General features: G+C 63.8%; 17 protein-coding genes and 1 CRISPR repeat array. Of the genes, 15 read left to right on the top strand and 2 right to left on the bottom strand.

Annotated features, from left to right (window positions below):
- Positions 1–62 precede the first annotated feature (62 nt).
- Both mltF and CMN27_RS15080 read left to right on the top strand, forming a co-directional pair.
- Positions 63–1,541: a membrane-bound lytic murein transglycosylase MltF gene (mltF, locus tag CMN27_RS15085; protein ID WP_293627774.1), complete on the top strand. Its 1,479-nt coding sequence runs from the start codon at positions 63–65 to the stop codon at positions 1,539–1,541.
- Between the two features lie 91 nt (positions 1,542–1,632).
- Positions 1,633–3,072, top strand: coding sequence for an IS1182 family transposase (locus CMN27_RS15080; RefSeq protein ID WP_123589698.1), 1,440 nt, complete (start codon positions 1,633–1,635; stop codon positions 3,070–3,072).
- Between the two features lie 354 nt (positions 3,073–3,426).
- On the opposite strand, the gene CMN27_RS15075 is transcribed toward CMN27_RS15080, so the two are convergent.
- Positions 3,427–4,056 (bottom strand): phosphoadenosine phosphosulfate reductase family protein, encoded by a 630-nt coding sequence (locus CMN27_RS15075; RefSeq protein ID WP_293627772.1) that lies wholly within the window; start codon positions 4,054–4,056, stop codon positions 3,427–3,429.
- 243 nt (positions 4,057–4,299) lie between these two features.
- On the opposite strand from CMN27_RS15075, the gene ettA reads away from it, so the two are divergent.
- Positions 4,300–5,961: an energy-dependent translational throttle protein EttA gene (gene ettA, locus CMN27_RS15070; RefSeq protein ID WP_293627770.1), complete on the top strand. Its 1,662-nt coding sequence runs from the start codon at positions 4,300–4,302 to the stop codon at positions 5,959–5,961.
- Positions 5,962–6,062: 101 nt separating this feature from the next.
- Here the strand turns inward: ettA and CMN27_RS15065 are convergent, their stop codons facing one another.
- Complete coding sequence (locus tag CMN27_RS15065; RefSeq protein ID WP_293627768.1) at positions 6,063–6,272, bottom strand: hypothetical protein; 210 nt, start codon at positions 6,270–6,272, stop codon at positions 6,063–6,065.
- 231 nt (positions 6,273–6,503) lie between these two features.
- Here CMN27_RS15065 and CMN27_RS15060 point away from each other — a divergent pair, with 231 nt between their 5' ends.
- The 12 genes from CMN27_RS15060 (at position 6,504) to CMN27_RS15010 (ending at position 25,734) form a co-directional block, all read left to right on the top strand.
- A complete protein-coding gene (locus CMN27_RS15060; protein ID WP_293627766.1) occupies positions 6,504–7,259 on the top strand; it encodes an SRPBCC family protein in 756 nt (251 codons plus the stop codon).
- Positions 7,256–8,437: a zinc-dependent alcohol dehydrogenase gene (locus CMN27_RS15055; protein ID WP_293627764.1), complete on the top strand. Its 1,182-nt coding sequence runs from the start codon at positions 7,256–7,258 to the stop codon at positions 8,435–8,437. Before CMN27_RS15060 ends, CMN27_RS15055 begins: the two co-directional genes overlap by 4 nt.
- Positions 8,438–8,874: 437 nt before the next feature.
- Positions 8,875–9,060, top strand: coding sequence for a hypothetical protein (locus CMN27_RS15050; protein ID WP_006915305.1), 186 nt, complete (start codon positions 8,875–8,877; stop codon positions 9,058–9,060).
- Positions 9,048–9,359 carry a type II toxin-antitoxin system RelE/ParE family toxin gene (locus CMN27_RS17490; protein ID WP_366515468.1) on the top strand — a complete coding sequence of 104 codons (312 nt, stop codon included), beginning with the start codon at positions 9,048–9,050 and terminating at the stop codon, positions 9,357–9,359. Before CMN27_RS15050 ends, CMN27_RS17490 begins: the two co-directional genes overlap by 13 nt.
- Positions 9,360–9,464: 105 nt before the next feature.
- The gene (locus tag CMN27_RS15045) at positions 9,465–11,732 is read left to right on the top strand and encodes a CRISPR-associated endonuclease Cas3'' (RefSeq protein WP_293627760.1); all 2,268 of its coding nucleotides are present in this window, start codon (positions 9,465–9,467) and stop codon (positions 11,730–11,732) included.
- Between the two features lie 28 nt (positions 11,733–11,760).
- Complete coding sequence (cas5c, locus tag CMN27_RS15040) at positions 11,761–12,429, top strand: type I-C CRISPR-associated protein Cas5c (protein ID WP_293627758.1); 669 nt, start codon at positions 11,761–11,763, stop codon at positions 12,427–12,429.
- The gene (gene cas8c / locus CMN27_RS15035) at positions 12,426–14,234 is read left to right on the top strand and encodes a type I-C CRISPR-associated protein Cas8c/Csd1 (RefSeq protein ID WP_293627756.1); all 1,809 of its coding nucleotides are present in this window, start codon (positions 12,426–12,428) and stop codon (positions 14,232–14,234) included. Before cas5c ends, cas8c begins: the two co-directional genes overlap by 4 nt.
- Positions 14,231–15,100: a type I-C CRISPR-associated protein Cas7/Csd2 gene (cas7c, locus tag CMN27_RS15030; protein ID WP_293627754.1), complete on the top strand. Its 870-nt coding sequence runs from the start codon at positions 14,231–14,233 to the stop codon at positions 15,098–15,100. The genes cas8c and cas7c overlap by 4 nt, the downstream gene beginning before the upstream one ends.
- A gap of 7 nt (positions 15,101–15,107) precedes the next feature.
- The gene (cas4, locus tag CMN27_RS15025; RefSeq protein ID WP_293627752.1) at positions 15,108–15,743 is read left to right on the top strand and encodes a CRISPR-associated protein Cas4; all 636 of its coding nucleotides are present in this window, start codon (positions 15,108–15,110) and stop codon (positions 15,741–15,743) included.
- Positions 15,740–16,780, top strand: coding sequence for a type I-C CRISPR-associated endonuclease Cas1c (gene cas1c / locus CMN27_RS15020; RefSeq protein ID WP_293627750.1), 1,041 nt, complete (start codon positions 15,740–15,742; stop codon positions 16,778–16,780). Before cas4 ends, cas1c begins: the two co-directional genes overlap by 4 nt.
- A 15-nt stretch (positions 16,781–16,795) precedes the next feature.
- The gene (gene cas2 / locus CMN27_RS15015; RefSeq protein ID WP_006915296.1) at positions 16,796–17,086 is read left to right on the top strand and encodes a CRISPR-associated endonuclease Cas2; all 291 of its coding nucleotides are present in this window, start codon (positions 16,796–16,798) and stop codon (positions 17,084–17,086) included.
- Positions 17,087–17,280: 194 nt separating this feature from the next.
- Positions 17,281–24,693: a CRISPR direct-repeat array (repeat unit 34 nt; unit sequence GTCGCGGCCCCGCGCGGGCCGCGCGGATAGAAAC).
- Between the two features lie 147 nt (positions 24,694–24,840).
- Positions 24,841–25,734 carry an ATP-binding protein gene (locus CMN27_RS15010; RefSeq protein ID WP_293627743.1) on the top strand — a complete coding sequence of 298 codons (894 nt, stop codon included), beginning with the start codon at positions 24,841–24,843 and terminating at the stop codon, positions 25,732–25,734.
- Positions 25,735–26,156 lie beyond the last annotated feature (422 nt).

Here is a 26,156-nt window from a genome sequence, read left to right as displayed (position 1 = left end):
GATGCCATGACCATGACACCCGTCCGAAGCGCGTTTCGACGCCGTTTGCCCTGCCCCGCGCAATGACCGGATTGCGCGAATTGCTGCGCATTCTGCAGCTGATTACCATCGCTGCGCTCACGCTGGCGCTGGCGACCTGCATCGAACGCCCGGGGCTACTCGAACAGATCGACACCCTCGGCACGCTGCGCGTGGCCACGGTCAATTCCGCGAGCACCTACTATCTGGATGCCGACGGGCCCACCGGCTTCGAATACGATCTGATCCGCGACTTCGCGCAATCGCTCGGCCTGCGCTTCGACATGGTGGTCATGCCCGATCAGCAGGCCGTTATCGATGCCGTGGCCTCGGGGCATGCGCATCTCGGCGTGGGCGTGGCCGTGAGCGAAGCGCGCCGTAAGCGCGTGCGCTTTACCCCACCTTACGACGAAGCCGCGCTGGAGGTCGTCTACCGCGTCTACAAGCACAAACCGACGAAACTGGCCGATCTGTCCGGCGATCTCGTACTGCCCGCGCATACCGCCTTTGCCGACTGGCTGCGCGCGAACCGCCCGGACATCGAATTCAGTGTCGACGACCAGGCCAATACCGAAGAGCTCATGGACCGCGTGGCCTCCGGCGATCTCACCGCCACGATCGCCAGCGAGGATATCGTCGACATGAACCAGCGCTACTACCCCAACCTGCGCGTCGCCTTCAGCCTCGATGACGTACGCCAGCACACCGCCTGGGCCATGCCCGATCAGGGCGACATGGCCGACGACGACACACTTTACAACGAGGCCATCGCCTTTCTCGAACAGGTCAAGGCCAACGGTCGGCTGCATATCCTGCGCGACCGCTACTTCGGTCACGTGAAGAGACTCGGTTTCGTGGGCGGGCACGAGTTCGCCCGCCAGGTCGATAACCGCCTGCACCTGTGGGAAGACTATTTCAAGCGCGCCGGCGAGGAATACGGCCTGGACTGGCGCCTGCTCGCCGCGATCGGCTATCAGGAATCACACTGGGACAAGAACGCGGTCAGCCCCACCACCGTACGCGGCATCATGATGCTCACCCAGGCCGCTGCCTCGGACATGAACGTGACCAATCGACGCGACCCCGCCCAGAGCATCGACGGCGGCGCGCGTTATTTCATTCGCATGCTCGAACGCATGCCCGATGAAATCCAGCAGCCGGATCGCACCTGGTTCGCCCTGGCTGCCTACAACATCGGCTACGGGCATGTCATGGATGCGCGCCGCCTGCTCGAGGATCGCGGTCGCGACCCGAATCTGTGGGTGAATTTGCGCGATGCACTGCCTTGGCTCACCCAGGAACGCTATATCTCGGATACGCGCTATGGATATGCGCGCGGGCATGAGGCGGCAACCTATGTGGGCAATATTCGCGCCTATTTCGACATCCTGACCTGGATGACCAACAACCGCACCGCCCAGGAGCCGCCGGCACTGGATGAAGGTAAGTCACCCACCGTGCCCAATAGCGAGGCGCAGGCCGAGAATACGCAAACGATCTCGATCGATTCGCCTGCGTTCTGATCGCTTGCAGACGACAGTCCGCAAATGGCCCAGGCTGTGTGAAAACGCTCCCACCGGCTAAACTTCTCTCAGGCTATTGGCGGAGTGCTTGATGAGTCGTTTCGTGACTGGTGATGACCGCGCGCAGAGCGCTCTGCTGCCGGCAAGCCTCGACGACTACGTTACCGAGGACAATCCAGTCCGAGTGATTGATGTCTTCGTTGATAACCTCGACCTCACCGATCTGGGCTTTGAAGGCGTTGTCGCCCAAGTCACCGGGCGGCCCGGCTATCACCCTGCCACGATGCTCAAGATCTATATCTACGGGTACCTAAACCGTGTGCAATCCAGCCGACGACTGGAACGCGAGGCTCAACGCAACATAGAGCTCATGTGGTTGACCGGTCGTCTGGCGCCCGACTTCAAGACAATCGCGGACTTCCGCCGTAACAATGGCCCATCGATCCAACGCGTATGCCGCGAGTTCGTGATGCTGTGCCGTCGTCTCGACCTGTTCTCGCAAGCGCTGGTGGCCATCGACGGCAGCAAGTTCAAAGCTGTTAATAGCCGCGATCGCAATTTCACCCGCGCCAAGGTCAAGCGACGCATCGAGCAGATCGAAGCCAGTGTCGCGCGCTACCTGTCAGAACTCGAAAGCGCCGACCGTCAGCGTCAGAGTGATACCACCGAAGCCCGGGCAACAAAACTTCGAGACAAGATCGACACGCTGCGATCGGAAATGCAGCGCATGCAGGCAATGGCGAAGGCCGTAGCAGCAGCGCCCGACCAACAGATCTCATTGACTGATCCAGACGCACGCTCCATAGCGACGGGCGGCAAGGGCTCGGGGATGGTGGGCTACAACGTCCAATCGACTGTCGATGCCGAACACCATCTGATCGTGGATCACGAGGTCACCAACGTCGGCCACGATCGCTCGCAGCTGCAGCCGATGGCGGATCGAGCCCGCTCAGTCATGCAGACCGATACCCTGGCCGCGGTCGCCGACCGCGGTTACTTCAACGGCGAACAGATCGTGGCCTGCGAGAGGGCCGGCATCCAGGTTCACGTGCCCAAGCCGCAGACCTCTAACAGCCAGGCCCAAGGCCGGTTCGGTAAGCGCGACTTCATCTACGAACCCGATAGCGACACCTATCGTTGCCCGGCCAATCAGACCTTGGTCTGGCGCTTTACCACGGTGGAGAAAGGCCAGACGCTCCATTGCTACTGGAGCTCAGCCTGCGAGACGTGTGCGATCAAGGCGCAGTGCACGTCGGCGGCGCAACGCCGCGTCAAGCGATGGGAGCACGAGTCAGTGCTCGAAACCATGCAGCAACGCCTGGATCAGGATCCGAATCTGATGCGGATACGGCGACAGACGGTCGAGCATCCCTTCGGCACGCTCAAGTACTGGATGGGCTCAACACACTTCCTGATGCGCACGCTCGCGCATGTGCGAACGGAAATGAGTCTGCATGTGCTGGCCTACAATCTGAAACGCGTGATGCGAATCGTCGGGATCGGGCCGTTGATGCGGGCAATGGCTGCCTGAGCGTGCTCGTTCCCTTTAAACGGCGCCTTCGAAGCGGCCTGAGGCGCCTCCGGGCATGATGAAGTCACAGGCCTGCGTTGCGATCACTCTGAACCGTGGCCGCCACGCGGAGCCCTTAGCGCCTGACATAGGCAGCTGATGGGGAAAAGTACGCTAACTCACGCGTTTTCACACAGCCTGGGACGCGACGAAACGCGTAGACGCACGAAAGACGGATTAGCTGACGGAATCGGCGCGTCAACACACGTGCCGGTTCGTATCCCTGATCGAGTGCGCACAAAAAAGGCCGCAGGCGAAACGCCTGCGACCTTTTTCGTTGTACGCCGCTAGTACAGCGGCGCTTTAAAGACCCGACTATGCCGTAAAGCGGTTATGCAGGCCGCATTCGCGGTTACCCAGCACCTTGGTCGGATCGTAGTAGTTGGTTTCGTTGGGCAGGCCGTGCTTCTCGCGATAGGCCGCCATGTCGTCGGCGGTCCATTCAAGCACCGGCGCGACCTTGACCACGCCGCCCGGCTTGTCCTGGGAGACGATATCCATGTTCTTGCGGAATTCCGTCTGGTCGCGACGTACGGCGGTCAGCCACACGTCCGGCGCCATCGCTTCCATGGCCCGACCGAACGGCTCCAGCTTGACCTGACGGGTGAACTCTTCGTGCTGCGGATCGTCCACGTCCGGAATGCCCATGAGCGCATCGCGACGGGCCGCCGAGGACAGCGGGTTGAACACGTGAATGTTCAGCTTGAGGTCTTCGATGAGCTTTTCGGCGAACAGGTAGGTCTTGCGCGTGGCATAGCCGGAATCGATCCAGACTACGTCCATATCCGGCTGGACCTGGGTCGCCAGATGCAGGATCACCGCCTCGTCCGGGCCGAAGTTGGTGGTGACGATGGTCTTGCCACCGAGGCCCACCGCCCATTCGACGATTTCCTTGGGATGCTTGCCGGCGAGTTCGGCATTGGCTTTGGCGACATCGACTTGCATGCTGCTACCTCGTTTGAATTGGTTCGCGCGACGCACGCCACGAGCGGCGCATCGCAGCGCGCGACGACGAATGGCGCTTATGATAAGCGTGATTGCGTTATTTTAAAGACGCTTTCTTAGACTGATCCGGAATAAGGATATTTGCCCGGATACATAATCCCCGCGCGATTGCGCTGATTCGGCATTCAGTCGCACCGCGTGTTGGCTTACACTGACGACCCTTTGACACAGGCCCGCGAAACCATGGCTCAGTACATCTACACGATGAACGGCGTCGGCAAGGTCGTGCCGCCGAAAAAACATATCCTTCGGGATATCTATCTGTCCTTCTACCCGGGCGCCAAGATCGGCGTGCTCGGCTACAACGGCGCCGGCAAGTCCACCCTGCTGCGCATCATGGCCGGTATCGATACCGAGATCGAAGGCGAGGCGCGGCCGATGCCCGGCATCAATATCGGCTATCTGCCGCAGGAGCCGCAGCTGGACGAATCCAAGGACGTACGCGGCAACGTCATGGAAGGCCTGGGCGATATCGCCGACAAGCTGGCCCGCTTCAACGAAATCAGCGAAGCCTTCGCCGATCCGGACGCCGACTTCGATGCCCTGCTCACCGAACAGGCCGAGCTGCAGGAAGCCATCGACGCGGCCGACGGCTGGGAAATCAACAACACGCTGGATCGCGCCGGCGAAGCGCTGAACCTGCCGCCCTGGGACGCCGACGTCTCCAAGCTCTCCGGCGGCGAGCGCCGTCGCGTGGCCCTGTGCCGGCTGTTGCTGTCCAAGCCGGACATGCTGTTGCTCGACGAGCCGACCAACCATCTGGACGCCGAATCCGTCGCCTGGCTGGAACGCTTTCTCAAGGATTTCTCCGGCACGGTCGTCGCGGTCACCCATGATCGCTACTTCCTCGACAACGTCGCCGGCTGGATTCTGGAACTCGACCGCGGCCACGGCATTCCCTACGAGGGCAACTATTCCTCCTGGCTGGAGCAGAAGGAAAAACGCCTCGAACAGGAACAGAAATCCGAGGACGCCCACCAGAAGGCCATCAAGGCCGAGCTGGAATGGGTACGCTCGAACGCCAAGGGCCGCCAGTCCAAGTCCAAGGCGCGCCTGAAGCAGTTCGAGGAATTGCAGTCCAAGGAATACCAGAAGCGCTCCGAGACCAACGAGATCTATATCCCGCCGGGCCCGCGCCTGGGCGATCTCGTGTTCGAAATGAACAACGTCACCAAATCTTATGGTGACCGCACGCTCTACGAAGACGTATCGCTCAAGGTGCCGCAGGGCGCGATCGTGGGCATCATCGGCCCCAACGGCGCCGGCAAGACCACGCTGTTTCGCATGCTCAACGGCGAGGAACAGCCGGACTCCGGCGAAATCCGCGTCGGCGATACCGTTGACCTGGCCTATGTGACCCAGTCGCGCGAAGAGCTGGATTCGTCCAAGACCGTGTGGGAAGAAGTCTCCAACGGTCAGGACATCCTGCAGATCGGCAACTACGAAATCCCGTCGCGTGCCTATATCGGGCGCTTCAACTTCAAGGGTTCCGATCAGCAGAAGCGTGTGTCGGAGCTCTCCGGCGGTGAACGCAATCGCCTGCAGCTGGCCAAGCTGTTGCAAAAAGGCGGCAACACCCTGCTGCTCGACGAACCCACCAACGATCTGGACGTGGAAACCCTGCGTGCGCTCGAAGAAGCGCTATTGCAGTTCCCGGGTGCTGTGCTGGTGATCTCGCATGATCGCTGGTTCCTCGACCGTATCGCCACGCATATTCTGGCGTTCGAGGACGACGACGTGGTGTTCCTGGAAGGCAACTATCAGGACTACGAAGCCGACCGCAAACGCCGTCTCGGCAATGCATCCGAAGGCTCGGCCAAGGCCAAGCACCGCAAGCTGGCCTGATTGCCCACTGCCTCAACGGCACGAAAAAGCCCCGGTCGATTATTCGGCCGGGGCTTTTTCGTTCTCGGCTTCAGCCGGACAGCACGAGCGGATCGCGTCAGTCAGTCGAACAGCGAGCGCAGCGAGGCGCGAACCCGGTCGAAAAGCGAGCGCCGTCTGCGCGGCGCCGGACCATAGTGCAGCAGCGCGCCGAGTACGACCGCCGTACCCACAACAGCCGCGCCGGTAATCACCGGATGCCGACAGACTTCATCCACGACACGCGATGCAGTCAGCGGCCGGCCGTTGCGGCGTTCGAGTCCCGTATCCATAACCTCTCCCAGAGCTCTACAGAGCCATTGCAAAATCGGCGGGCCCACCCGCCAGCCAGCGCCCGGCAAGCCGTGACCGCCCGTATTCGAGTGATTCGACCGACGCGTGAGCCAGTCGAACCCTAGCCGAGTGTAACCCCGGCCACGCCGAAATCATGTCAGGACTTCCACCGACGCGTTCTCACGCGCGGCGCGCTACATTGAGGCTCGCCAATCGCATGGAGCGCGCGCATGACCTCACACCGGCCGATCGACTATCGCGGCAACGACGATTCAGACCTGGACAGCGCTAGAGAGCGCGAAAAACAGCGCGCGCTAGCGCTGGCCGCAAGCGTGGGTTCGCTCATGGTGGGTATGCGTCGCGGCGGCCTCTCCGGCCTGGCGCTGGGCGCGTTCAGCGGCTATCTGGCCTATCGCGCCTCGACCGGGCGCGGGCTCAAGGGCACCGGACGCTCGCTCATGCAAGGCGCCGAACGCACGCTGACCGGCCATCGAGCCGGCCCGCTCGAACTCTCGGCGGCCGTCACCATCGCCCGCCCGAGCGAACAACTATACGACTTCTGGCGCGATTTCACGCGCCTGCCCGCGATCATGACCTCGATTACAGCGGTCGAGATACTTGCTGATGACCGCTCGCGCTGGCACGCCGAAACACCCCTGGGCGGCACCTACGAATGGGAGGCCGAAATCGTCGAGGACGTACCCGGCGAACGGATCGCCTGGCGCAGCATCGAAGGCTCGGACGTACCCCAGACCGGCGAGATCCGGTTCGTCCCGGCGCCCGGCGGGCGCGGCACCCAGGTCGAACTCAAGCTGCGCTACGAGCTGCCGCACGGCCTGCTGGCCGCCGCCCCGCTGGGTTTCGTCAACGCCCTGTCGCGCGAAGCGGTGCGCGAGGATCTGCGACATTTCAAACAGGTGATGGAGGCCGGCGAAGTACCGACCGCGGCCATTCACACCACGCCGCACGAAGGAGTCATCCGATGAAAGCCGTATGCTGGCATGGCGCGCAGGACATGCGCGTCGACAACGTGGCCGACCCGCAGATTCTCAATCCGCGCGACGCCATCATCAAGGTGACCTCGACCGCCATCTGCGGTTCCGATCTGCATCTCTACGGCGGCTTCATGCCCGGCATGCAGTCCGGCGATATCGTCGGCCACGAGTTCATGGGCGAAGTCGTCGAACTCGGCTCGGCGGTCACCAACCTGACCGTCGGCAATCGTGTGGTCGTGCCGTTCACGATCGCCTGCGGCCAGTGTTTCTTCTGCGACAGCGGCTATCACTCGCTGTGCGACAACTCCAACCCGAACGCCGGGGTGGCCGAAAAGATGTGGGGCCAGTCGCCTTCCGGGCTGTTCGGCTATACCCATATCCTCGGCGGCTATGCGGGCGGCCAGGCGGAGTATGTGCGCGTGCCCTATGCCGATGTCGGCCCGATGGTCGTGCCGGAATCGGTGTCCGACGAACAGGCGCTGTTTCTGACCGACATCTTCCCCACCGGCTATCAGGCCATCGCCCAGTGCGATATGCAGCCGGGCGACACGGTGGCCATCTGGGGCTGCGGGCCGGTCGGCCAGTTCGCGATCGCCAGCGCCAAAATGCTCGGTGCGGGCCGTGTGATCGCGATCGATACCGTCAACGAACGCCTCGACATGGCCGCCAGGCAACACGGCGCCGAAACCCTCAATCCGCGCGACGTCGGCAATACGCTGCAAATCGTCGAAGCCCTGCGGGACATGACCGCCGGGCGCGGACCCGACATCTGCGTGGACGCGGTCGGCCTGGAAGCCCATGGCGTGGGCCTCGAATACTGGTACGACAACGTCAAGCAGAGCCTGCAGATGGAGACCGCGCGCCCGATCGTGCTGCGCCAGGCGATCATGGCTTGTCGCAAGGCCGGTACGGTATCCATTCCCGGCGTTTATGGCGGCATTGCCGACAAGATCCCGGTGGGTGCGCTGATGAACAAGGCGCTCACCATCAAGACCGGCCAGACCCATGTGCAGCACTATCTGCAGCCGTTGATGGATCATGTCGAACGCGGCGATATCGACCCGAGCTTCGTGATCACCCACCGCATGCGCCTGGACGAGGCGCCCGAGGCCTACGACATGTTCCAGGCCCGGCGCGACAACTGCATCAAGGTGGTCATGCAGCCTTGAGCCCGATCAGCGGTCGCGGGCTCTGGTCGAGCGGCGACGCGGATTTTAATTTAGACGCTGCTTCGACAAAACCGGCCCGGCCACGTAATTTCACCCCATCAGTACGCGTTATGTTATCCGTTGCTAAGGCCTGTTGAGGTTTCATACGAGTCCGCGCCAAGCGCTGTTTTGCGCCAAGACGAGGCGTAGCGCGCGCCGCGCAGTGATTCTGCGCAAGCGTGCTAGAACGCTGGATTGCCGCAAAACAGCGCTTGTCCCGTAGGGTTGGGCCGCAAATCGCGCCCTGCGGCGTTGCGAGTCTTGATCGTGGCACGCCACGATGCTTCGACTCGCGCCTTGCAGGACACGATTTGTGGACACCAACGCGGCGCTCGTATGAAACCTCAACAGGCCCTAGGAGTTAAACTGCTCGTCGAGATTCAATACCGGAGTGTGCAATGGCCACCGCTAAAGAAGACCTAGAGCAATTCCTTGCAGCGCAACCGGCCGATACCTCTAAGGAAGAGCTGATACGCGAGCTTGCTTTCGAGTTGATGGTGCAGCGGGGAATAGCCGATTCCGATGACGGCAAAACGATATCGAACGATGAAATGCAGCATCGGATCAAGTTTTGGCAACAATAAACTGGACGCGCGAAGCCGGGCTTTGGCTACGTGATATCTACGACTACATATCGCAAGATAACCCATCGGCCGCAGCGTCGGTCGTCAATGGGATATATGAACGAGCGCAAGTGCTGATATCGCACCCAGAAATTGGGCATAGATACGAAAGAGTAGAAAACCGAGATATTCGGATTCTGCTGTACGGTCACTATCGAATCGTTTATTTGATCAAGCACAATGGCGATATCGACATATTAGGCGTCTTTCATGGCGCCATGCAGACCAGCCGGTATTTATTCGATGGGAATAGAGCATAACGAGGCGCTGCAGTTGACCGCCCAAAGCGCTGCCGCGCTTCGGGTTCTCTGCGCGGCCTTCGGCTGCTCCGGTGGCAACTGAGCGTTGGCGATAAGGGGGCTGGCGTGTTCTATGCGCATTCCACGGAGTGCAGCGATGCCCGCGACTGGCAGGGACTGGCGGACCATCTACAGGCCGTAGCCGATCTGGCAGCCAAGCGCGCAGCACGCTTTGGCTGGGAGAATGCCGGGCGCGCGGCAGGGCTTCTGCACGATCTGGGCAAATACAGCCCGGCTTTCCAGCGACGCCTGAGCGGCAGTGGCGAACGCGTCGACCATTCCACGGCCGGCGCACTCGAAGCAAAGACACGTTTCCCCGACGGCCTCGGTCATCTGCTGGCTTATGCGATTGCAGGCCATCATGCGGGCCTGGCCAACGGACGGGATGCGGGCACGCGCACCCCGCTGTCCGATCGCCTGGTCGCCGATCTACCCACCTTGAGTAGGCGTTGGCGCGAAGAACTCGTGCTACCAGACTCTTTACATCCAGACGGCGCATTTCATCAACGGCGTGACCGCGCCTTTTTCCAGATGGCGTTTCTCACGCGCATGCTTTTTTCATGCCTTGTGGACGCCGATTTCATCGAAACCGAGACGTTCTATACCGTCGTGGCGGGCGATGCACCGCCCGAGCGCGGCAACCCGACGTCCCTGTCCACGTTGCGCGACGCTCTGAATACCCATCTGGACGAACTAGCGGCCAAAGCACGTAAAAGCCCGGTCAACGAACGACGCGCCGACATTCTCCACCACGTACGGGCGGCGGCCCCGGAGCCGCCCGGCCACTTCAGCCTTACCGTACCCACGGGCGGTGGCAAAACGCTGGCATCACTGGCCTTCGCTCTCGACCATGCCATCGCCCACGGCATGGATCGCGTGATCTATGTGATTCCGTTCACCAGCATCGTCGAACAGAATGCAGCCGTTTTTCGCGACGCCCTCGGCGCGTTCGGCGAGGACGCCGTGCTCGAACACCATAGCGCCTTCGACGAAGACAGCCGCCGCGGCCGCCAAGATCGTCACAGCCGCGACAAGCTCAAGCGCGCCAGCGAAAACTGGGATATGCCGATCGTGGTCACCACGGCCGTGCAATTCTTCGAAAGCCTGTTCGCCGCGAAAACATCGAAAGCACGCAAATTGCACAACATCGCAAACAGCGTCGTGGTTCTTGACGAAGCACAGACGATGCCGCTTGCCGTGCTGCGGCCCAGCGTGGCCGCGCTCGACGAGCTGGCGCTCAACTACCGCACCAGCATCGTGCTGTGTACGGCCACCCAACCGGCGCTGGAAGAAACCGACAATCCCGCACACAGTTTTGCCGGCGGGCTCCGTGATGTGCGCGAGCTGGCACCCGATCCCAACAGCCTCGCCCAGCAGTTCGAGCGCGTGACGGTTCGCCATATCGGTACGCTCGACGATGATGGCTTGACCGAAGAATTGCTCGATTGCGAACAAGCACTGTGTATCGTCAATAACCGTCGGCACGCGCGTGCGCTGTACGAATCCATCGGCGACTCCCCTGGCGCCTATCACCTGACCACGGCGATGTGTGCCGTACATCGACGCCAGATCCTGGCCGAAATCCGCGAGGTGCTTGCCTCCGGCTCGCCCTGTCGCGTGGTATCGACCTCGCTCATCGAAGCCGGTGTCGACATCGATTTTCCGCGTGTGCTGCGTGCCGAGGCCGGTCTGGACTCGATCGCCCAGGCCGCCGGTCGTTGCAACCGCGAAGGCCGATACAAACGTGACATAAGCGAAGTCCGTATTTTTGCGACGTCCAACGAAGACTGGGCGCCGCCGCCGGAACTCAAACAGTTCGCCCAGGCCACGCGCGAAGTCCTACGCGCCCATGGCGAAGCCCCGCTCGCGCCGGCCGCTATCACTGCCTATTTCCGGCTGCTCTACTGGCAGAAAGGCCCACAAGAACTCGACAAGCACGACCTACTCGGCCAGATCGAAACCGCCCAGCTGGACGGTTTGCCGTTCGACATGCTGGAACAGAAATACCGACTGATCGAAAACACGCAACGGTCGGTGATCATCCCCTACGACGACCGGGCCCGCCGCGCAATCGCTGGTCTGTCGCACGCCGAGCGCGTTGGCGGCATTGCGCGCGCGCTACAGCCCTACACGGTGCAGGTGCCGATCAAGGGCTTTCACGCACTCGAACAGGCCGGCGTTATCGCAGCCATCGAGCCGGACCGGTTCGGCGATCAATTCGTCGTACTGATCGACGAGCACCCAGGCGAACTCAACACAAATAGCTACGACCCGAATATGGGGCTGAACTGGTCCGATCCGACCTATCGCTCGGCGGAGTCCAATCTCTGGTAGGGTCAATAAAAATGCTCGGGGGAGCACGATGAGCTTTGGCATACGGCTACATGTCTGGGGCGAGCGGGCCTGTTTTACCCGTCCGGAACTCAAGACCGAACGTTTTTCCTACGACGTGATCACGCCGTCTGCAGCGCGCGGCATTCTGGAGGCAATCCACTGGAAGCCTGCGATTCGCTGGTGCATCGACCGTATCCATGTGCTCAAGCCGATTCGCTTCGAGTCCATACGCCGCAACGAAGTCGCCGGCAAGACGCCAAAAGGCCATATCAGCAAGGCCATGAAGAATGGCCGCACCGACGAACTGCGCTACTACGTCGATACCAACCGGCAGCAGCGTGCCTCGACCATTCTGCGCGATGTCGGTTACGTCATTGAAGCACACTTCGAGTTCACGTCCAGGGCCGATAACAGCGATAGTGCCGGTAAGCATCTGGATATCTTCAATCGTCGCGCGCGGCAGGGCCAGTGCTTTCATATGCCGTGTCTCGGCACACGGGAATTTCCGGCCGCCTTCGAACTGATCGAATCGGACGACGCCATGCCCGAAGTCGATACCGCGCTGGCCGGCGAACGGCAATTCGGCCTCATGCTCCACGATATCGATTTTGCCAATGGCAAGACGCCGCGCTTCTTTCGCGCGAGCATGGTCGATGGGGTGATCGAGGTGCCGCCGTTCGCCGAGGCGCTCGCATGATCCTGACCGCCCTCAACGACTATTACCAACGGCTGGCTGCACAGCAGCAGGTGCCTCAGCCGGGTTTCTCGGCTGAAAACATCAGCTTCGCACTGGTCTTTTCGGCCGCAGGTGAACCACTGCAAATCGACGACCTGCGCATCCAGGACGACAAAGGCAAGTTCCGCCCACGCCCGCTATACGTGCCAGTCGATAAACGGCGCACCTCCGGCATACATGCCTATGTCGGATGGGACAAGACAGCCTATGCCCTCGGCGTCACCGCCGGCGACGGCAAACGTCTTGCGGACGAACACGAAGCCTTTAAACAACGTCAGCGCAATCTGTTTGCTGACAGCGACGATCCGGAGCTCCGCGCATTTCTTGCATTGCTCGAGGCCTGGCAACCGCCCCGGTTTCATACGTTACCCGGCTATCACGAGGAGCTGTTGGACAAGAACCTCGTTTTCAGACTCGACGGCCAACAGCACTTCGTACACGAGCATCCGCCCATGCGCACGTTATGGAATGAAACATTTACCGTGCAGGACAGCGACAGCGGGCCCTGCCTGGTCACCGGCGAACACGCACCGCTCGGCCTAGACCATCCGGCGATTCGCAACGTCAACGGCGCCCAGAGTTCGGGGGCTTCCCTTATCTCCTTCAACGCCGGCGCGTATGAGTCCTACGGCCACAAGGGTCAGGCAAACGCCTCCATCTCGAAGCAAGCCATATTCGGCTATAGCACCGCGCTCAACCATCTCCTACGCCGCGACAACGACAATCATCAGCGCCTGACCATCGGCGATGCGACGGTCGTATTCTGGGCCCAGGCCGCCGACACCACCCAGGCCGAGGCAGCCGAAATGTTTTTCAAGGCGCTCAACGAGCCGCCGACCGACGCACAGGAAGCCGCACGACTGGGTTCCGCGCTCGCGCAGGTTGCCAATGGGACGGCGCTGGCCGAAACCGATCTCGGCTTGGCCGGCGACACCCAGTTCTTTGTGCTCGGCCTGGCGCCCAATGCCGCGCGGTTGTCGGTGCGCTTCTGGTGCGTGAACACGCTGGAACAACTAACCCGTCACTTCGCTCGTCATCGCCAAGACCTCGCGTTGGATCCGCTGCCCTGGAAAGGCGCCCTACCGCCGATCTGGCGTCTGCTGTATGCGGTTGCCCCCAGCCGCGACGGGCGCGCCAAGGCCGAGGATATTCCATCGCATCTGGCTGGCGAGATCGCCCGGGCCATATTCACCGGGCAACGCTACCCGCAGTCGCTACTGTCTAATCTCGTCATGCGTTTTCGAAACGACGGCGATATCAGCGGCATTCGGATCGCACTATGCAAGGCCGTGCTCACACGAAACGCGCGCCTGGCGGCCGGACAACAATCACCAATCGAGGAGATGCCCGTGAGTCTCGACCCGCATTCCACTCACCCCGGCTATCTGCTGGGCCGGCTGTTCGCCGAACTGGAAAACGCCCAGGCCCGGGCGATCCCGAACACCAACGCCACGATTGCCGATCGTTACTACGGCGCGGCGTCGGCCACACCGGCCAGCGTATTCCCGCTGCTGTTGCGCAACGTCAAGAATCATCTGGCCAAGCTGCGCAAGGGCAATGAAAAAGACCAGGCAATCGCCGGCGCCATTTCGCGCAGTATCCGAGAGATCGTCGATGGCCTGGACGAGCGACTACCGAAGAGCCTGAAGATCGAGGATCAGGGCCGATTCGCGATCGGCTACTACCACCAGACCCAGGCGCGCTTTAACAAGAAAAAGCCCAGCGAAAATACCGAGACGCCAGAGGACCAGGGAGACGCGCAATGACCGCCATCGCCAACCGCTATGAATTCGTGCTGCTGTTCGACGTAACCAACGGCAACCCCAACGGCGACCCCGACGCCGGCAACATGCCGCGGCTGGATCCGGAAACCAATCAGGGGCTGGTCACCGACGTCTGCCTCAAGCGCAAGATCCGTAACTACGTGGAACTCGAACAGGAGGACACGCCCGGTTACGCGATCTACATGCAGGAAAAATCAGTCCTCAACGACCAGCACAAGAAGGCTTACAACGCACTCGATATCAAGCCAGAACCCAAGAAGCTCCCAAAGGACGTTGCCAAGGCACGCGAACTGACCGCCTGGATGTGTGGCAATTTCTTCGACGTGCGGACGTTCGGTGCCGTCATGACCACCGAGGTCAACTCGGGCCAGGTACGCGGGCCAGTTCAGATGGCCTTTGCCAATTCCATCGACCCGGTCGTGCCCATGGAGGTGTCGATCACCCGGATGGCCGTCACGAATGAAAAGGATCTAGAGAAAGAACGCACCATGGGCCGTAAACATATCGTGCCCTATGGCCTCTATCGCGCGCATGGCTATGTATCGGCCAAGCTGGCCGAGCGTACCGGGTTTTCCGACGACGACCTAAGCCTGCTCTGGCGTGCGCTAATCAACATGTTCGAGCATGATCGTTCGGCCGCGCGCGGCGAAATGTCGGCACGCAAACTCATTGTGTTCAAGCACGACAATGCCCTGGGCAACGCTCCGGCGCATACGCTATTCGACCGAGTTCACGTCGGTCGTGTCGAAGGCGAAGCCAATACGCCGGCTCGTCACTATGCCGATTACACCGTGACCATCGACCGCGATAATTTGCCCGACGGCGTTGCAGTCGAGGAAATGCTCTAGTTGAGCCATGAGCGAAACGGGCATCACGGTGCCGATCTCGGCGCTGCAGCACTATCTGTACTGTGACCGTCAGTGCGCGCTCATCCATATCGAGCGCATCTGGCAGGAAAACCGTCATACTGCCGAAGGTCGGCTATTACATGAGCGCGCGGATCGCTACGGCCACGAACAACGCCGCGGCGTGCATACCGCCATGGCGTTGCCGCTGGCGCACGAAACATTGGGCCTGATCGGCTATGCCGATGTCGTCGAGTTCGATGACACGAGCGAACAGCCTATCGTCCGACCGATCGAGTACAAACGCGGTCGGCCCAAGGCCCACCGCGCCGACGAAGTACAGTTGTGCGCCCAGGCACTCTGTCTGGAAGAAATGCTCGGTGTCACGATCGAAAACGGCGCGCTTTTCTATGGCCAGACCAAGCGCCGCAAGGACATCGTCTTCGACTCCACGCTACGCACGCTCACCGAAAACACCGCCCACGAAACGGCCCAATTGCTTGCCCAAGGCAAAACACCCCGCGCGATCTACGACGCAAAAAAATGCGATCGCTGCTCGCTGATCGACGATTGCCGGCCACGGGCCATGTCCGCGCATAAAAGCGTTGCACATTGGCTATCTGAGCAGCTAACGCCGCGCCCATGAGAAAGCTACTCAACACGCTTTACGTAACGAGCGAAGGTGCCTGGCTCAAGAAGGACGGCGCCAATATCGTCATGATGATCGAAGGCAAAGAGCGCGGCCGCCTGCCCGCCCATATGCTCGAATCCCTGGTCTGTTTTGGGCGCACGCTGGTCTCCCCGCCGCTCATGGCGTATTGCTGCGAACAAGGCATCGCGATCAGCTACTTCACGCCGAACGGCCGATTCCAGGCACGTGTCGAAGGTCCGGTCTCCGGTAACGTTCTGTTGCGCCGCGCCCAGTACCGCGCAACCGATGACCCGAGCACATGCGTGCCCGTCATCCGCAATCTGTTGATCGGCAAGATTCATAACCAGCGCGCGGTCGCGCACCGACAAAGACGCGATCGAGCCAAACAGCTAAGCGACAATCAGCGCAAGGCACTCGACACAACGATCCGCACGCTTGAGCGCATCAGAAACAAACTACTCGATGCTCAAGATGCGGATGTGTTGCGCGGGTTCGAAGGCGAAGCTGCCCAGCGCTACTTCGCCAGCTTTCCAGCGCTGATCAATCGTGACGACCCCGCGTTCGAATTTTCCGGGCGCAATCGGCGACCGCCGCGTGATCGAGTGAATGCCGCGCTCTCGTTTGTCTACACCCTACTCACACACGACTGTCGCTCCGCGCTTGAACAGACTGGCCTGGATACGGCGGTCGGCTTTCTGCACCGCGACCGGCCCGGCCGCCCCAGCCTGGCGCTCGATCTCGCCGAAGAGTTTCGTCCGCTGATTGCCGACCGTCTCGTGCTTACACTGATCAACCGGCGCCAGCTCAAGGCGCGCGACTTCTCCGTTGCGGAAAGCGGCGCAGTGCTGCTCACCGAAGACGGACGTAAAACCGTGCTCACGGCCTACCAGGAACGCAAACGCGAAGAGCTCGTCCATCCGTTTCTAGACGAGCGCGTACCGCTCGGACTCGTGCCCAGCATCCAGGCGCAGTTGCTCGCACGCCACCTACGCGGCGACCTCGACGCCTACCCTCCCTTCATCCGCGGGTAAAGGAGCAATCTTCAGATGATGGTACTCGTGAGCTACGACGTCGCCGTAACCAGCAGCGACGGCCCGCGGCGATTGCGCCGCGTCGGCAAAGCCTGCCTGGATTACGGCCAGCGCGTACAGTACTCAGTGTTCGAAATTGAAGTCGAACCCGATCAATGGGTCAAACTCAAAAGCCGTCTGTGCGATATCATCGACGAAGAGACAGACAGCCTGCGCTTCTACTTCCTGGGGCGCGAATGGCAGCGCCGTGTCGAACATGTCGGCGCCAAACCGGTACGCGATCTTAACGCGCCCCTCATCCTCTGATCCTGCACCTGAATCGTGCGCGCGAACCCCAAGCGTACCCAGTAACCCCGGCAGGTTCGCCGATCTTTAACAAGCTGGAAAACAATTCGTTATGCGACCAGCTGTCGCATAACCGGCGAAATTCGTTCAATATCGCCGCGGTTCGCACCAAGGCAGGTTCTAACGTATTAGAAACAGTCGATTGGACGGACCGAGTCGCGGCCCCGCGCGGGCCGCGCGGATAGAAACCAGTCCATGGCTATCGCTCCACCGCCCGCAGCAACGTCGCGGCCCCGCGCGGGCCGCGCGGATAGAAACATGCCCAGTGATGTGAGCAACCCGCGCGGTGTGGTCGCGGCCCCGCGCGGGCCGCGCGGATAGAAACGTTAAGAAAAGCCCGATTCCACTCGGCGCGTACCGTCGCGGCCCCGCGCGGGCCGCGCGGATAGAAACATGCCCAGTGATGTGAGCAACCCGCGCGGTGTGCTGTCGCGGCCCCGCGCGGGCCGCGCGGATAGAAACTTGCTCTATCGGCGGAATAGTCGACCAATCATAATCGTCGCGGCCCCGCGCGGGCCGCGCGGATAGAAACACATACGGCCGGTTATTGCTCTCGATTCGCGCCAGTCGCGGCCCCGCGCGGGCCGCGCGGATAGAAACGTTGATCGTCTCGTAATCCGGCACGGCGTTGGCCGTCGCGGCCCCGCGCGGGCCGCGCGGATAGAAACGTTAGAAATTGATCATATCGATGGCGATGGGCTGTCGCGGCCCCGCGCGGGCCGCGCGGATAGAAACGCCGGCGGCTGACCAGCACAGGCCATCAGGGCCAGTCGCGGCCCCGCGCGGGCCGCGCGGATAGAAACTTCGGCGTCCAGCTGCTCGTTATTCTTGACCATCAGGTCGCGGCCCCGCGCGGGCCGCGCGGATAGAAACGGCACGCCGGCGCACCAGGCGCATAACGTGCTCACGTCGCGGCCCCGCGCGGGCCGCGCGGATAGAAACCTTATCGGGGCAAGCCACGTCGAATCGCGGCCATGTCGCGGCCCCGCGCGGGCCGCGCGGATAGAAACTCACTGGTGGTGTCGGTCGATTCGCCGCGGAAACGTCGCGGCCCCGCGCGGGCCGCGCGGATAGAAACGGGTCGAAGGTGCCGCGATTGCCTGTGGCGGATTGTCGCGGCCCCGCCCGGGCCGCGCGGATAGAAACACGTAATCGGGAATCCGGTCATACCGGTTTTCGTGTCGCGGCCCCGCGCGGGCCGCGCGGATAGAAACAAAGAGCGCTGCTCTATGCGCGCCTGCTCTTTCAGCGTCGCGGCCCCGCGCGGGCCGCGCGGATAGAAACGGTGCCGAGCTGGCGACCGAAACTGCCACGCAAGGTCGCGGCCCCGCGCGGGCCGCGCGGATAGAAACAAACGGTGGTTTGGGCGGTCGAAAGTCGTTGATGGTCGCGGCCCCGCGCGGGCCGCGCGGATAGAAACAACAGCAATGACGACTGTCGGCGTGCCGTTATCGCGTCGCGGCCCCGCGCGGGCCGCGCGGATAGAAACCGAACCAAGACCGCGGCGCGGCGTTGGTCGGAAGTCGCGGCCCCGCGCGGGCCGCGCGGATAGAAACGCATCCAGATCACCACCGGCTACACGGCTGCATAGTCGCGGCCCCGCGCGGGCCGCGCGGATAGAAACAGCATCAGAAACTCGTTGCCATCATCGCCGCGTAGTCGCGGCCCCGCGCGGGCCGCGCGGATAGAAACGCAAGGCCAATTTCAACGGCCGCAAGGTCAAGATGGTCGCGGCCCCGCGCGGGCCGCGCGGATAGAAACACCCTTGTGCTTGCCGAAGTCGCAGATCATGCCGTGTCGCGGCCCCGCGCGGGCCGCGCGGATAGAAACCTGGCGTGACGCCACTGGCAGAAATCGTAATCGAGTCGCGGCCCCGCGCGGGCCGCGCGGATAGAAACGAACGACGGCCGATGTTCACACCCAGCACCGCACGTCGCGGCCCCGCGCGGGCCGCGCGGATAGAAACAATGCGAGCGCTGCCGCCGCCGGCCGCCGGCTCGGGTCGCGGCCCCGCGCGGGCCGCGCGGATAGAAACACGATGGAAAGTGGCATGTGGTGATCCCGACCCCCGTCGCGGCCCCGCGCGGGCCGCGCGGATAGAAACTGGGCGATGACGCCGCGCGAATGGTGGGCTGTGGTCGCGGCCCCGCGCGGGCCGCGCGGATAGAAACCAACGGTCAGTAAACTGCCGATCGATATTTTCCGTCGCGGCCCCGCGCGGGCCGCGCGGATAGAAACTTTTTGAAGCGGTAGTTGCCGAATACGTTGTCTCTCGTCGCGGCCCCGCGCGGGCCGCGCGGATAGAAACGCGTCCATGAGCTGCGGCGTCTTGCGCACTTCGGTCGCGGCCCCGCGCGGGCCGCGCGGATAGAAACTCGTTAAATAAGGGCAATACCGATGGCACAGAACGTCGCGGCCCCGCGCGGGCCGCGCGGATAGAAACGTTGTCGCAAATCTTGGAGGCTGGGCCGCTGCCGTCGCGGCCCCGCGCGGGCCGCGCGGATAGAAACTCGTCAGTGTCGGTACGCATGAGTCCGGCATCGCGTCGCGGCCCCGCGCGGGCCGCGCGGATAGAAACTCGGCCTTGGCCTTGAGGTCGTCGGGGATATGCGTCGCGGCCCCGCGCGGGCCGCGCGGATAGAAACACCGGTGGTGCCTGGGACTGCGGCCACTACCGGACGTCGCGGCCCCGCGCGGGCCGCGCGGATAGAAACTCGAGGCTGTCGACGTAGAGCTGTAGCGCCTGGGGTCGCGGCCCCGCGCGGGCCGCGCGGATAGAAACCCGGTCGATAATTTCGTGATCGAGGAAGCCGCGCCCGTCGCGGCCCCGCGCGGGCCGCGCGGATAGAAACGACTTCGAGGGCGACAACATGGATACCGAGGCGGTCGCGGCCCCGCGCGGGCCGCGCGGATAGAAACCTACTGCTGATCGCCGTGGCGGTGCTCATCGCCTGTCGCGGCCCCGCGCGGGCCGCGCGGATAGAAACGCCCTCGGCAGAGTTGAGGCGCCGAGCGCGGTCAGGTCGCGGCCCCGCGCGGGCCGCGCGGATAGAAACTCCAGCATCTTGCCCAGTTCCTGGGTAGTGACGCGTCGCGGCCCCGCGCGGGCCGCGCGGATAGAAACTGGTGATCCTGCGCGCCCAGGCCGAGGCCATGAAAGTCGCGGCCCCGCGCGGGCCGCGCGGATAGAAACGCGACATGTTGGTTGAGGCTCGAGAGGACGCGCAGGTCGCGGCCCCGCGCGGGCCGCGCGGATAGAAACAGCGTGCGCACGATGAACGCCGCCGCCGGCCCCCGTCGCGGCCCCGCGCGGGCCGCGCGGATAGAAACGGCACGATGCCGTCGCGCCGCCGGCGCAGCGTGCGGTCGCGGCCCCGCGCGGGCCGCGCGGATAGAAACCCATCCCGCCAATGAAACGCACCCTGTATTCATCGGGTCGCGGCCCCGCGCGGGCCGCGCGGATAGAAACCCGATTAGCGGCCGGTATTCGTCGTGATATTCGTGTCGCGGCCCCGCGCGGGCCGCGCGGATAGAAACTCCGCCAGGCCGATGTAGCGCGCGCCCTGCAGGCAGTCGCGGCCCCGCGCGGGCCGCGCGGATAGAAACTAGGCTCGAGCTGCTGCTACGCGGCATCAATCCGGTCGCGGCCCCGCGCGGGCCGCGCGGATAGAAACTGGAGATGGTGCAGAACAGCCAGCGGGCGGCGAAGGTCGCGGCCCCGCGCGGGCCGCGCGGATAGAAACGTGACCAGCTCGCCGCGGCGGTGTCGGCCCTGGCGTCGCGGCCCCGCGCGGGCCGCGCGGATAGAAACGTGCTCGCTGGTCGCGCGCATCGGGCCGACGGACAGTCGCGGCCCCGCGCGGGCCGCGCGGATAGAAACGCACGCGCACTAATTCGCGCCGCCGACGAGTCCGGTCGCGGCCCCGCGCGGGCCGCGCGGATAGAAACCAGCACGGATATCGGTAAGGCGCTGGGCTATACCAAGTCGCGGCCCCGCGCGGGCCGCGCGGATAGAAACACCGTCAAGCGCGACAAGCGCGACGAGCTACGCCGTCGCGGCCCCGCGCGGGCCGCGCGGATAGAAACTCTGGCCCTAATGGGTTGCTCGATCGCTGTGTTAAGGTCGCGGCCCCGCGCGGGCCGCGCGGATAGAAACACGACAGATCACCCAGGCCGAAGCCGAACAGATCGTCGCGGCCCCGCGCGGGCCGCGCGGATAGAAACCACTTCGAAGCGCGCTCGACCTCGATTGCGTGCGTGTCGCGGCCCCGCGCGGGCCGCGCGGATAGAAACGCCGTCGTCGATGAGCCATTGCAGCGACTCGCGGGTCGCGGCCCCGCGCGGGCCGCGCGGATAGAAACGCCTCGTCGCCCAGATCGAGCGCGCCGCGCACGCGTCGCGGCCCCGCGCGGGCCGCGCGGATAGAAACAGCGGCCGGCGCGGGCCTTTGTTCGGTCCGCCCCCGTCGCGGCCCCGCGCGGGCCGCGCGGATAGAAACGGCAGCAAGGCCGAACTCAATGCCGAGAACTTCGTCGCGGCCCCGCGCGGGCCGCGCGGATAGAAACAGGTTGCCCTCGAGGTCGATCTGGTAGCGGGTGCGTCGCGGCCCCGCGCGGGCCGCGCGGATAGAAACGAGATCCTGCAGTACGAAAGGCGATGCAACGGGGTCGCGGCCCCGCGCGGGCCGCGCGGATAGAAACACGACCTGTGCGCAGAGGATCCATCAGCATGACCAGTCGCGGCCCCGCGCGGGCCGCGCGGATAGAAACTTCTCGTCCGTCACAGGTCCGCTCAGGCTAGGCGGTCGCGGCCCCGCGCGGGCCGCGCGGATAGAAACGCCTCTGATGGCGCGATTGGCCTGGACGGCGTTACACGTCGCGGCCCCGCGCGGGCCGCGCGGATAGAAACGCCTGCGGCACTTGTCGCTTGCCGCCTTTCGGCGTCGCGGCCCCGCGCGGGCCGCGCGGATAGAAACGTTAGCGGTCGGTATCACAAATACTGGTTCGACGGTCGCGGCCCCGCGCGGGCCGCGCGGATAGAAACGGCTTTACGGGCAACGTCCGTACTGGCAGACGGGTCGCGGCCCCGCGCGGGCCGCGCGGATAGAAACTACAAATGGCTGATATCGAAATAATCGAATGTCGTCGCGGCCCCGCGCGGGCCGCGCGGATAGAAACGTTTACGACCATTTTTGAGTCCGAAGGCGGCACGTCGCGGCCCCGCGCGGGCCGCGCGGATAGAAACTGGTGCAGGCACGGCTGGCGCCACTGGCGTGTATTTGTCGCGGCCCCGCGCGGGCCGCGCGGATAGAAACCTCGCAGCCGACGTTCGCCTCCCACTGCAAACGCGTCGCGGCCCCGCGCGGGCCGCGCGGATAGAAACAACACCACGCAATAGGACAACATGCGACAGGATCAGTCGCGGCCCCGCGCGGGCCGCGCGGATAGAAACTCGTAAACTGGCGACCATTGCGTGTCGAACGACAGGTCGCGGCCCCGCGCGGGCCGCGCGGATAGAAACGTCGTCGTCTTCGTCAATGGGCGGCTCGACAGGCGTCGCGGCCCCGCGCGGGCCGCGCGGATAGAAACTCGGGCGAGGTGAAGCATTTGTACTCGCTGCCATGTCGCGGCCCCGCGCGGGCCGCGCGGATAGAAACCCGCGCAAGCTGTCGCAGGCCGAGATCAACGCATGGTCGCGGCCCCGCGCGGGCCGCGCGGATAGAAACGCTAGCAGGCTCGATAACGCGGTAGGCGATGATGGTCGCGGCCCCGCGCGGGCCGCGCGGATAGAAACGAACCTGCGACGCCTGGATTGTCCGGTCCTTGTCGTGTCGCGGCCCCGCGCGGGCCGCGCGGATAGAAACAATGCGGCACCAATCGCCGGGATTGCGAGCGAAGTCGCGGCCCCGCGCGGGCCGCGCGGATAGAAACTCCGCTTCGTCAACGAGCACCTTTGTACGAAACGTCGCGGCCCCGCGCGGGCCGCGCGGATAGAAACACCGTCCACCATAGCCGCGTCATTCACGTGGCTGAACTCGCGGCCCCGCGCGGGCCGCGCGGATAGAAACCAGTTCTGGCGCACGCTGCACCGGCTCGACCGGCGTCGCGGCCCCGCGCGGGCCGCGCGGATAGAAACAATCGGCTCGCCATCGGGGCCGCTGTGCTCGTGGTCGCGGCCCCGCGCGGGCCGCGCGGATAGAAACGCATGAAGCTCATAGAATTTCTTTACAGCATGCTCAGGTCGCGGCCCCGCGCGGGCCGCGCGGATAGAAACACGATGATCCGGTGGCAGCCGCCGGCAACGCCGAGTCGCGGCCCCGCGCGGGCCGCGCGGATAGAAACAAGTGACCACAAGCGACGGCACTCAGCAAACCGTAGTCGCGGCCCCGCGCGGGCCGCGCGGATAGAAACGCGAGTTGGGCGCGGCGTACCGCCAGCTGGCCCTGGGTCGCGGCCCCGCGCGGGCCGCGCGGATAGAAACCAGCTGTGACGCATCGACCGGGATCGTCTGCGGCGTCGCGGCCCCGCGCGGGCCGCGCGGATAGAAACATGGGCGAGCACGTCCAGCGGTCGCGCCTGCGTGGTCGCGGCCCCGCGCGGGCCGCGCGGATAGAAACATGCAGTGGCTGCGCCGGATGGAAGATGAGCAGAGTCGCGGCCCCGCGCGGGCCGCGCGGATAGAAACACCTGCTCCTGCGCCTTCGTGCAAACTTTGGTCAGGTCGCGGCCCCGCGCGGGCCGCGCGGATAGAAACGAGTATCTGATTGCCGACATGCTGAGAGCCACGAAGGTCGCGGCCCCGCGCGGGCCGCGCGGATAGAAACCATGATTGTCTTGCCCAGGCCGGTATCGGCGAAGGTCGCGGCCCCGCGCGGGCCGCGCGGATAGAAACGCGCTCATCCTGCGTTCACTGCTCCGGTCGATTTGTCGCGGCCCCGCGCGGGCCGCGCGGATAGAAACATCATCGCGCGGCCGTTGATGTTGCCGTCGACTTGTCGCGGGCCGCGCGGATAGAAACATCGGCGGGAAAATGATTCGCCCCGGCGAGACGCGTCGCGGCCCCGCGCGGGCCGCGCGGGCCGCGCGGATAGAAACTTGATCAGCGCCATCAGCAGCTCGGTGCCGGACAGGTCGCGGCCCCGCGCGGGCCGCGCGGATAGAAACCAGACTATCATCATGCCCTGGACCGATACGGCGAGTCGCGGCCCCGGGCGGGCCGCGCGGATAGAAACGGCAATCCCGGCCGGCGCCTCTGGCTGATGGCTCAAGTCGCGGCCCCGCGCGGATAGAAACATCGTCACGCCGAACTGCTCCTTTCGGCAACGTTGGTCGCGGCTCCACGCGGGCCGCGCGGATAGAAACGAATATCGGCCGGAGTCGGGCGAGCTGTGGCTGCGGAGTCGCATCCCCGCGCGGGGCGCGCGGATAGAAACAGCGAACACGCGAGCCACGGCAGCAGGCGTGCGAGTCGCGGCCCATGCGGGCCGCTGGGATAGAAACAATAATTTCGAGCGCGGAACGTTTGTGGTTGAGTTGTCGCGGCCCCGCTTGGGCCGCGCGGATAGAAATCAGATCGTGTCTGCCCGGGTCATATTAGACGCGGGGCCGCAGCCCGCGCGATAGAAGCACATTACCCCCTGCGAGCCAATGAACTTTGTCGCATCACTTTAATCTCCACGCTTCACGAAATCCTACGCCTGCCATAGACTGCAGCGCATGCCAGATACAGATACCCTCGGCCGAATCGCGGCCCAGCTCGAACGTATTGCCGATATTCAGGAAGCGCGGCTTGCCGATGCGCGCCGTGCTGTCGGTGCCGATATCGACTGGACGGCGAGCGCGTTTCGCTGGCGTGACGATGGTCGCCTGCAGGCTATCGACGCTCCGCAGGCCCTGCCGCTGGAGCGCCTGCACGGCATCGAAACCCAGAAACAGCGCCTGCTCGCCAACACCCGCCAGTTCGTGGCCGCGCTGCCGGCCAACAACGCCCTGCTCTGGGGCTCGCGCGGTTCGGGCAAGTCGTCGCTGGTCAAGGCATTGCTGCCCGCCTTCGTCGATGACGGGCTGCGTATCGTCGAGGTGCCGGCCCACCGTCTGGTCGACCTGCCCGATCTGGTGGCCACGCTGGCCGATCGGCCGGAGAAATTCATTGTCTTTTCCGATGATCTGTCGTTCGAGGCCGGCGATGGCAGCTACAAGGCGCTCAAGGCCGTGCTCGACGGTTCGCTCGCGGCCGCGCCGGATAACGTGCTGATCTATGCCACGTCGAACCGGCGTCATCTGCTGCCCGAGTTCCAGTCCGAGAATCAGGCCGCCCAGCACGTCGACGGCGAGATTCATCACGGCGAAGCGGTCGAAGAGAAAATTTCCCTGTCGGAACGCTTCGGCCTGTGGCTATCGTTCTATCCGTTCGATCAGGCGAATTATCTGGCGATCGCGGCCAAGCACCTGGCCGCGCACGGCATCGATGCCGAAATCGGTGTCGACGCGCCCTGGGAACGCGCGGCCCTGCAATGGGCCCTGGCGCGTGGCACCCGTAGCGGGCGTACCGCCGAGCAGTTCGCCCGCGATTGGGCGGGGCGACAGTCCTTGGCGCAGGCGGGCGATTAACCAAAGACGCGACCTTGAGCGAGCGTTAGCGAGCTTGGCTGTATTTGGGTCCCTTGGGCGTAGCGCCGAGCAGCACAATCGTGAGCGGCCTTGTTGATGGCCCAGGGACGGCCGGATGTTAGAGCGTTAGCGAGTTTCCGGCCGTCCCGCTCGCGGTTCGTGATGGCAGGGAACCGATGCGCAGCATCGGCGCAAGACAGGGTGTCTTTTCTCTTGGGTACTTCTCTTTGGACAAGCAAAGAGAAGTACCTCGCGCTGCAGCGCGAAACCCCAAGTAAAAATTCACCCGGGCAGTTGATTCAGACAGCGAACGATTCGGGCCGCACGTCGTTCATTCCCTCGGTTTCGCACTGCTGTGCGACTCCCTTTCGTTTGCTCGTCCAAACGAAAGGAAGCAAAGGAAAAGACGCCCGGGTTACGCG

The organism is Salinisphaera sp., assembly GCF_002729955.1.
In the GTDB taxonomy this organism is placed as follows: Bacteria; Pseudomonadota; Gammaproteobacteria; order Nevskiales; family Salinisphaeraceae; genus Salinisphaera.
The sequence above is the reverse complement of the archived record's forward strand: the minus strand, read 5'-3'. Positions and strand labels throughout refer to the sequence as shown.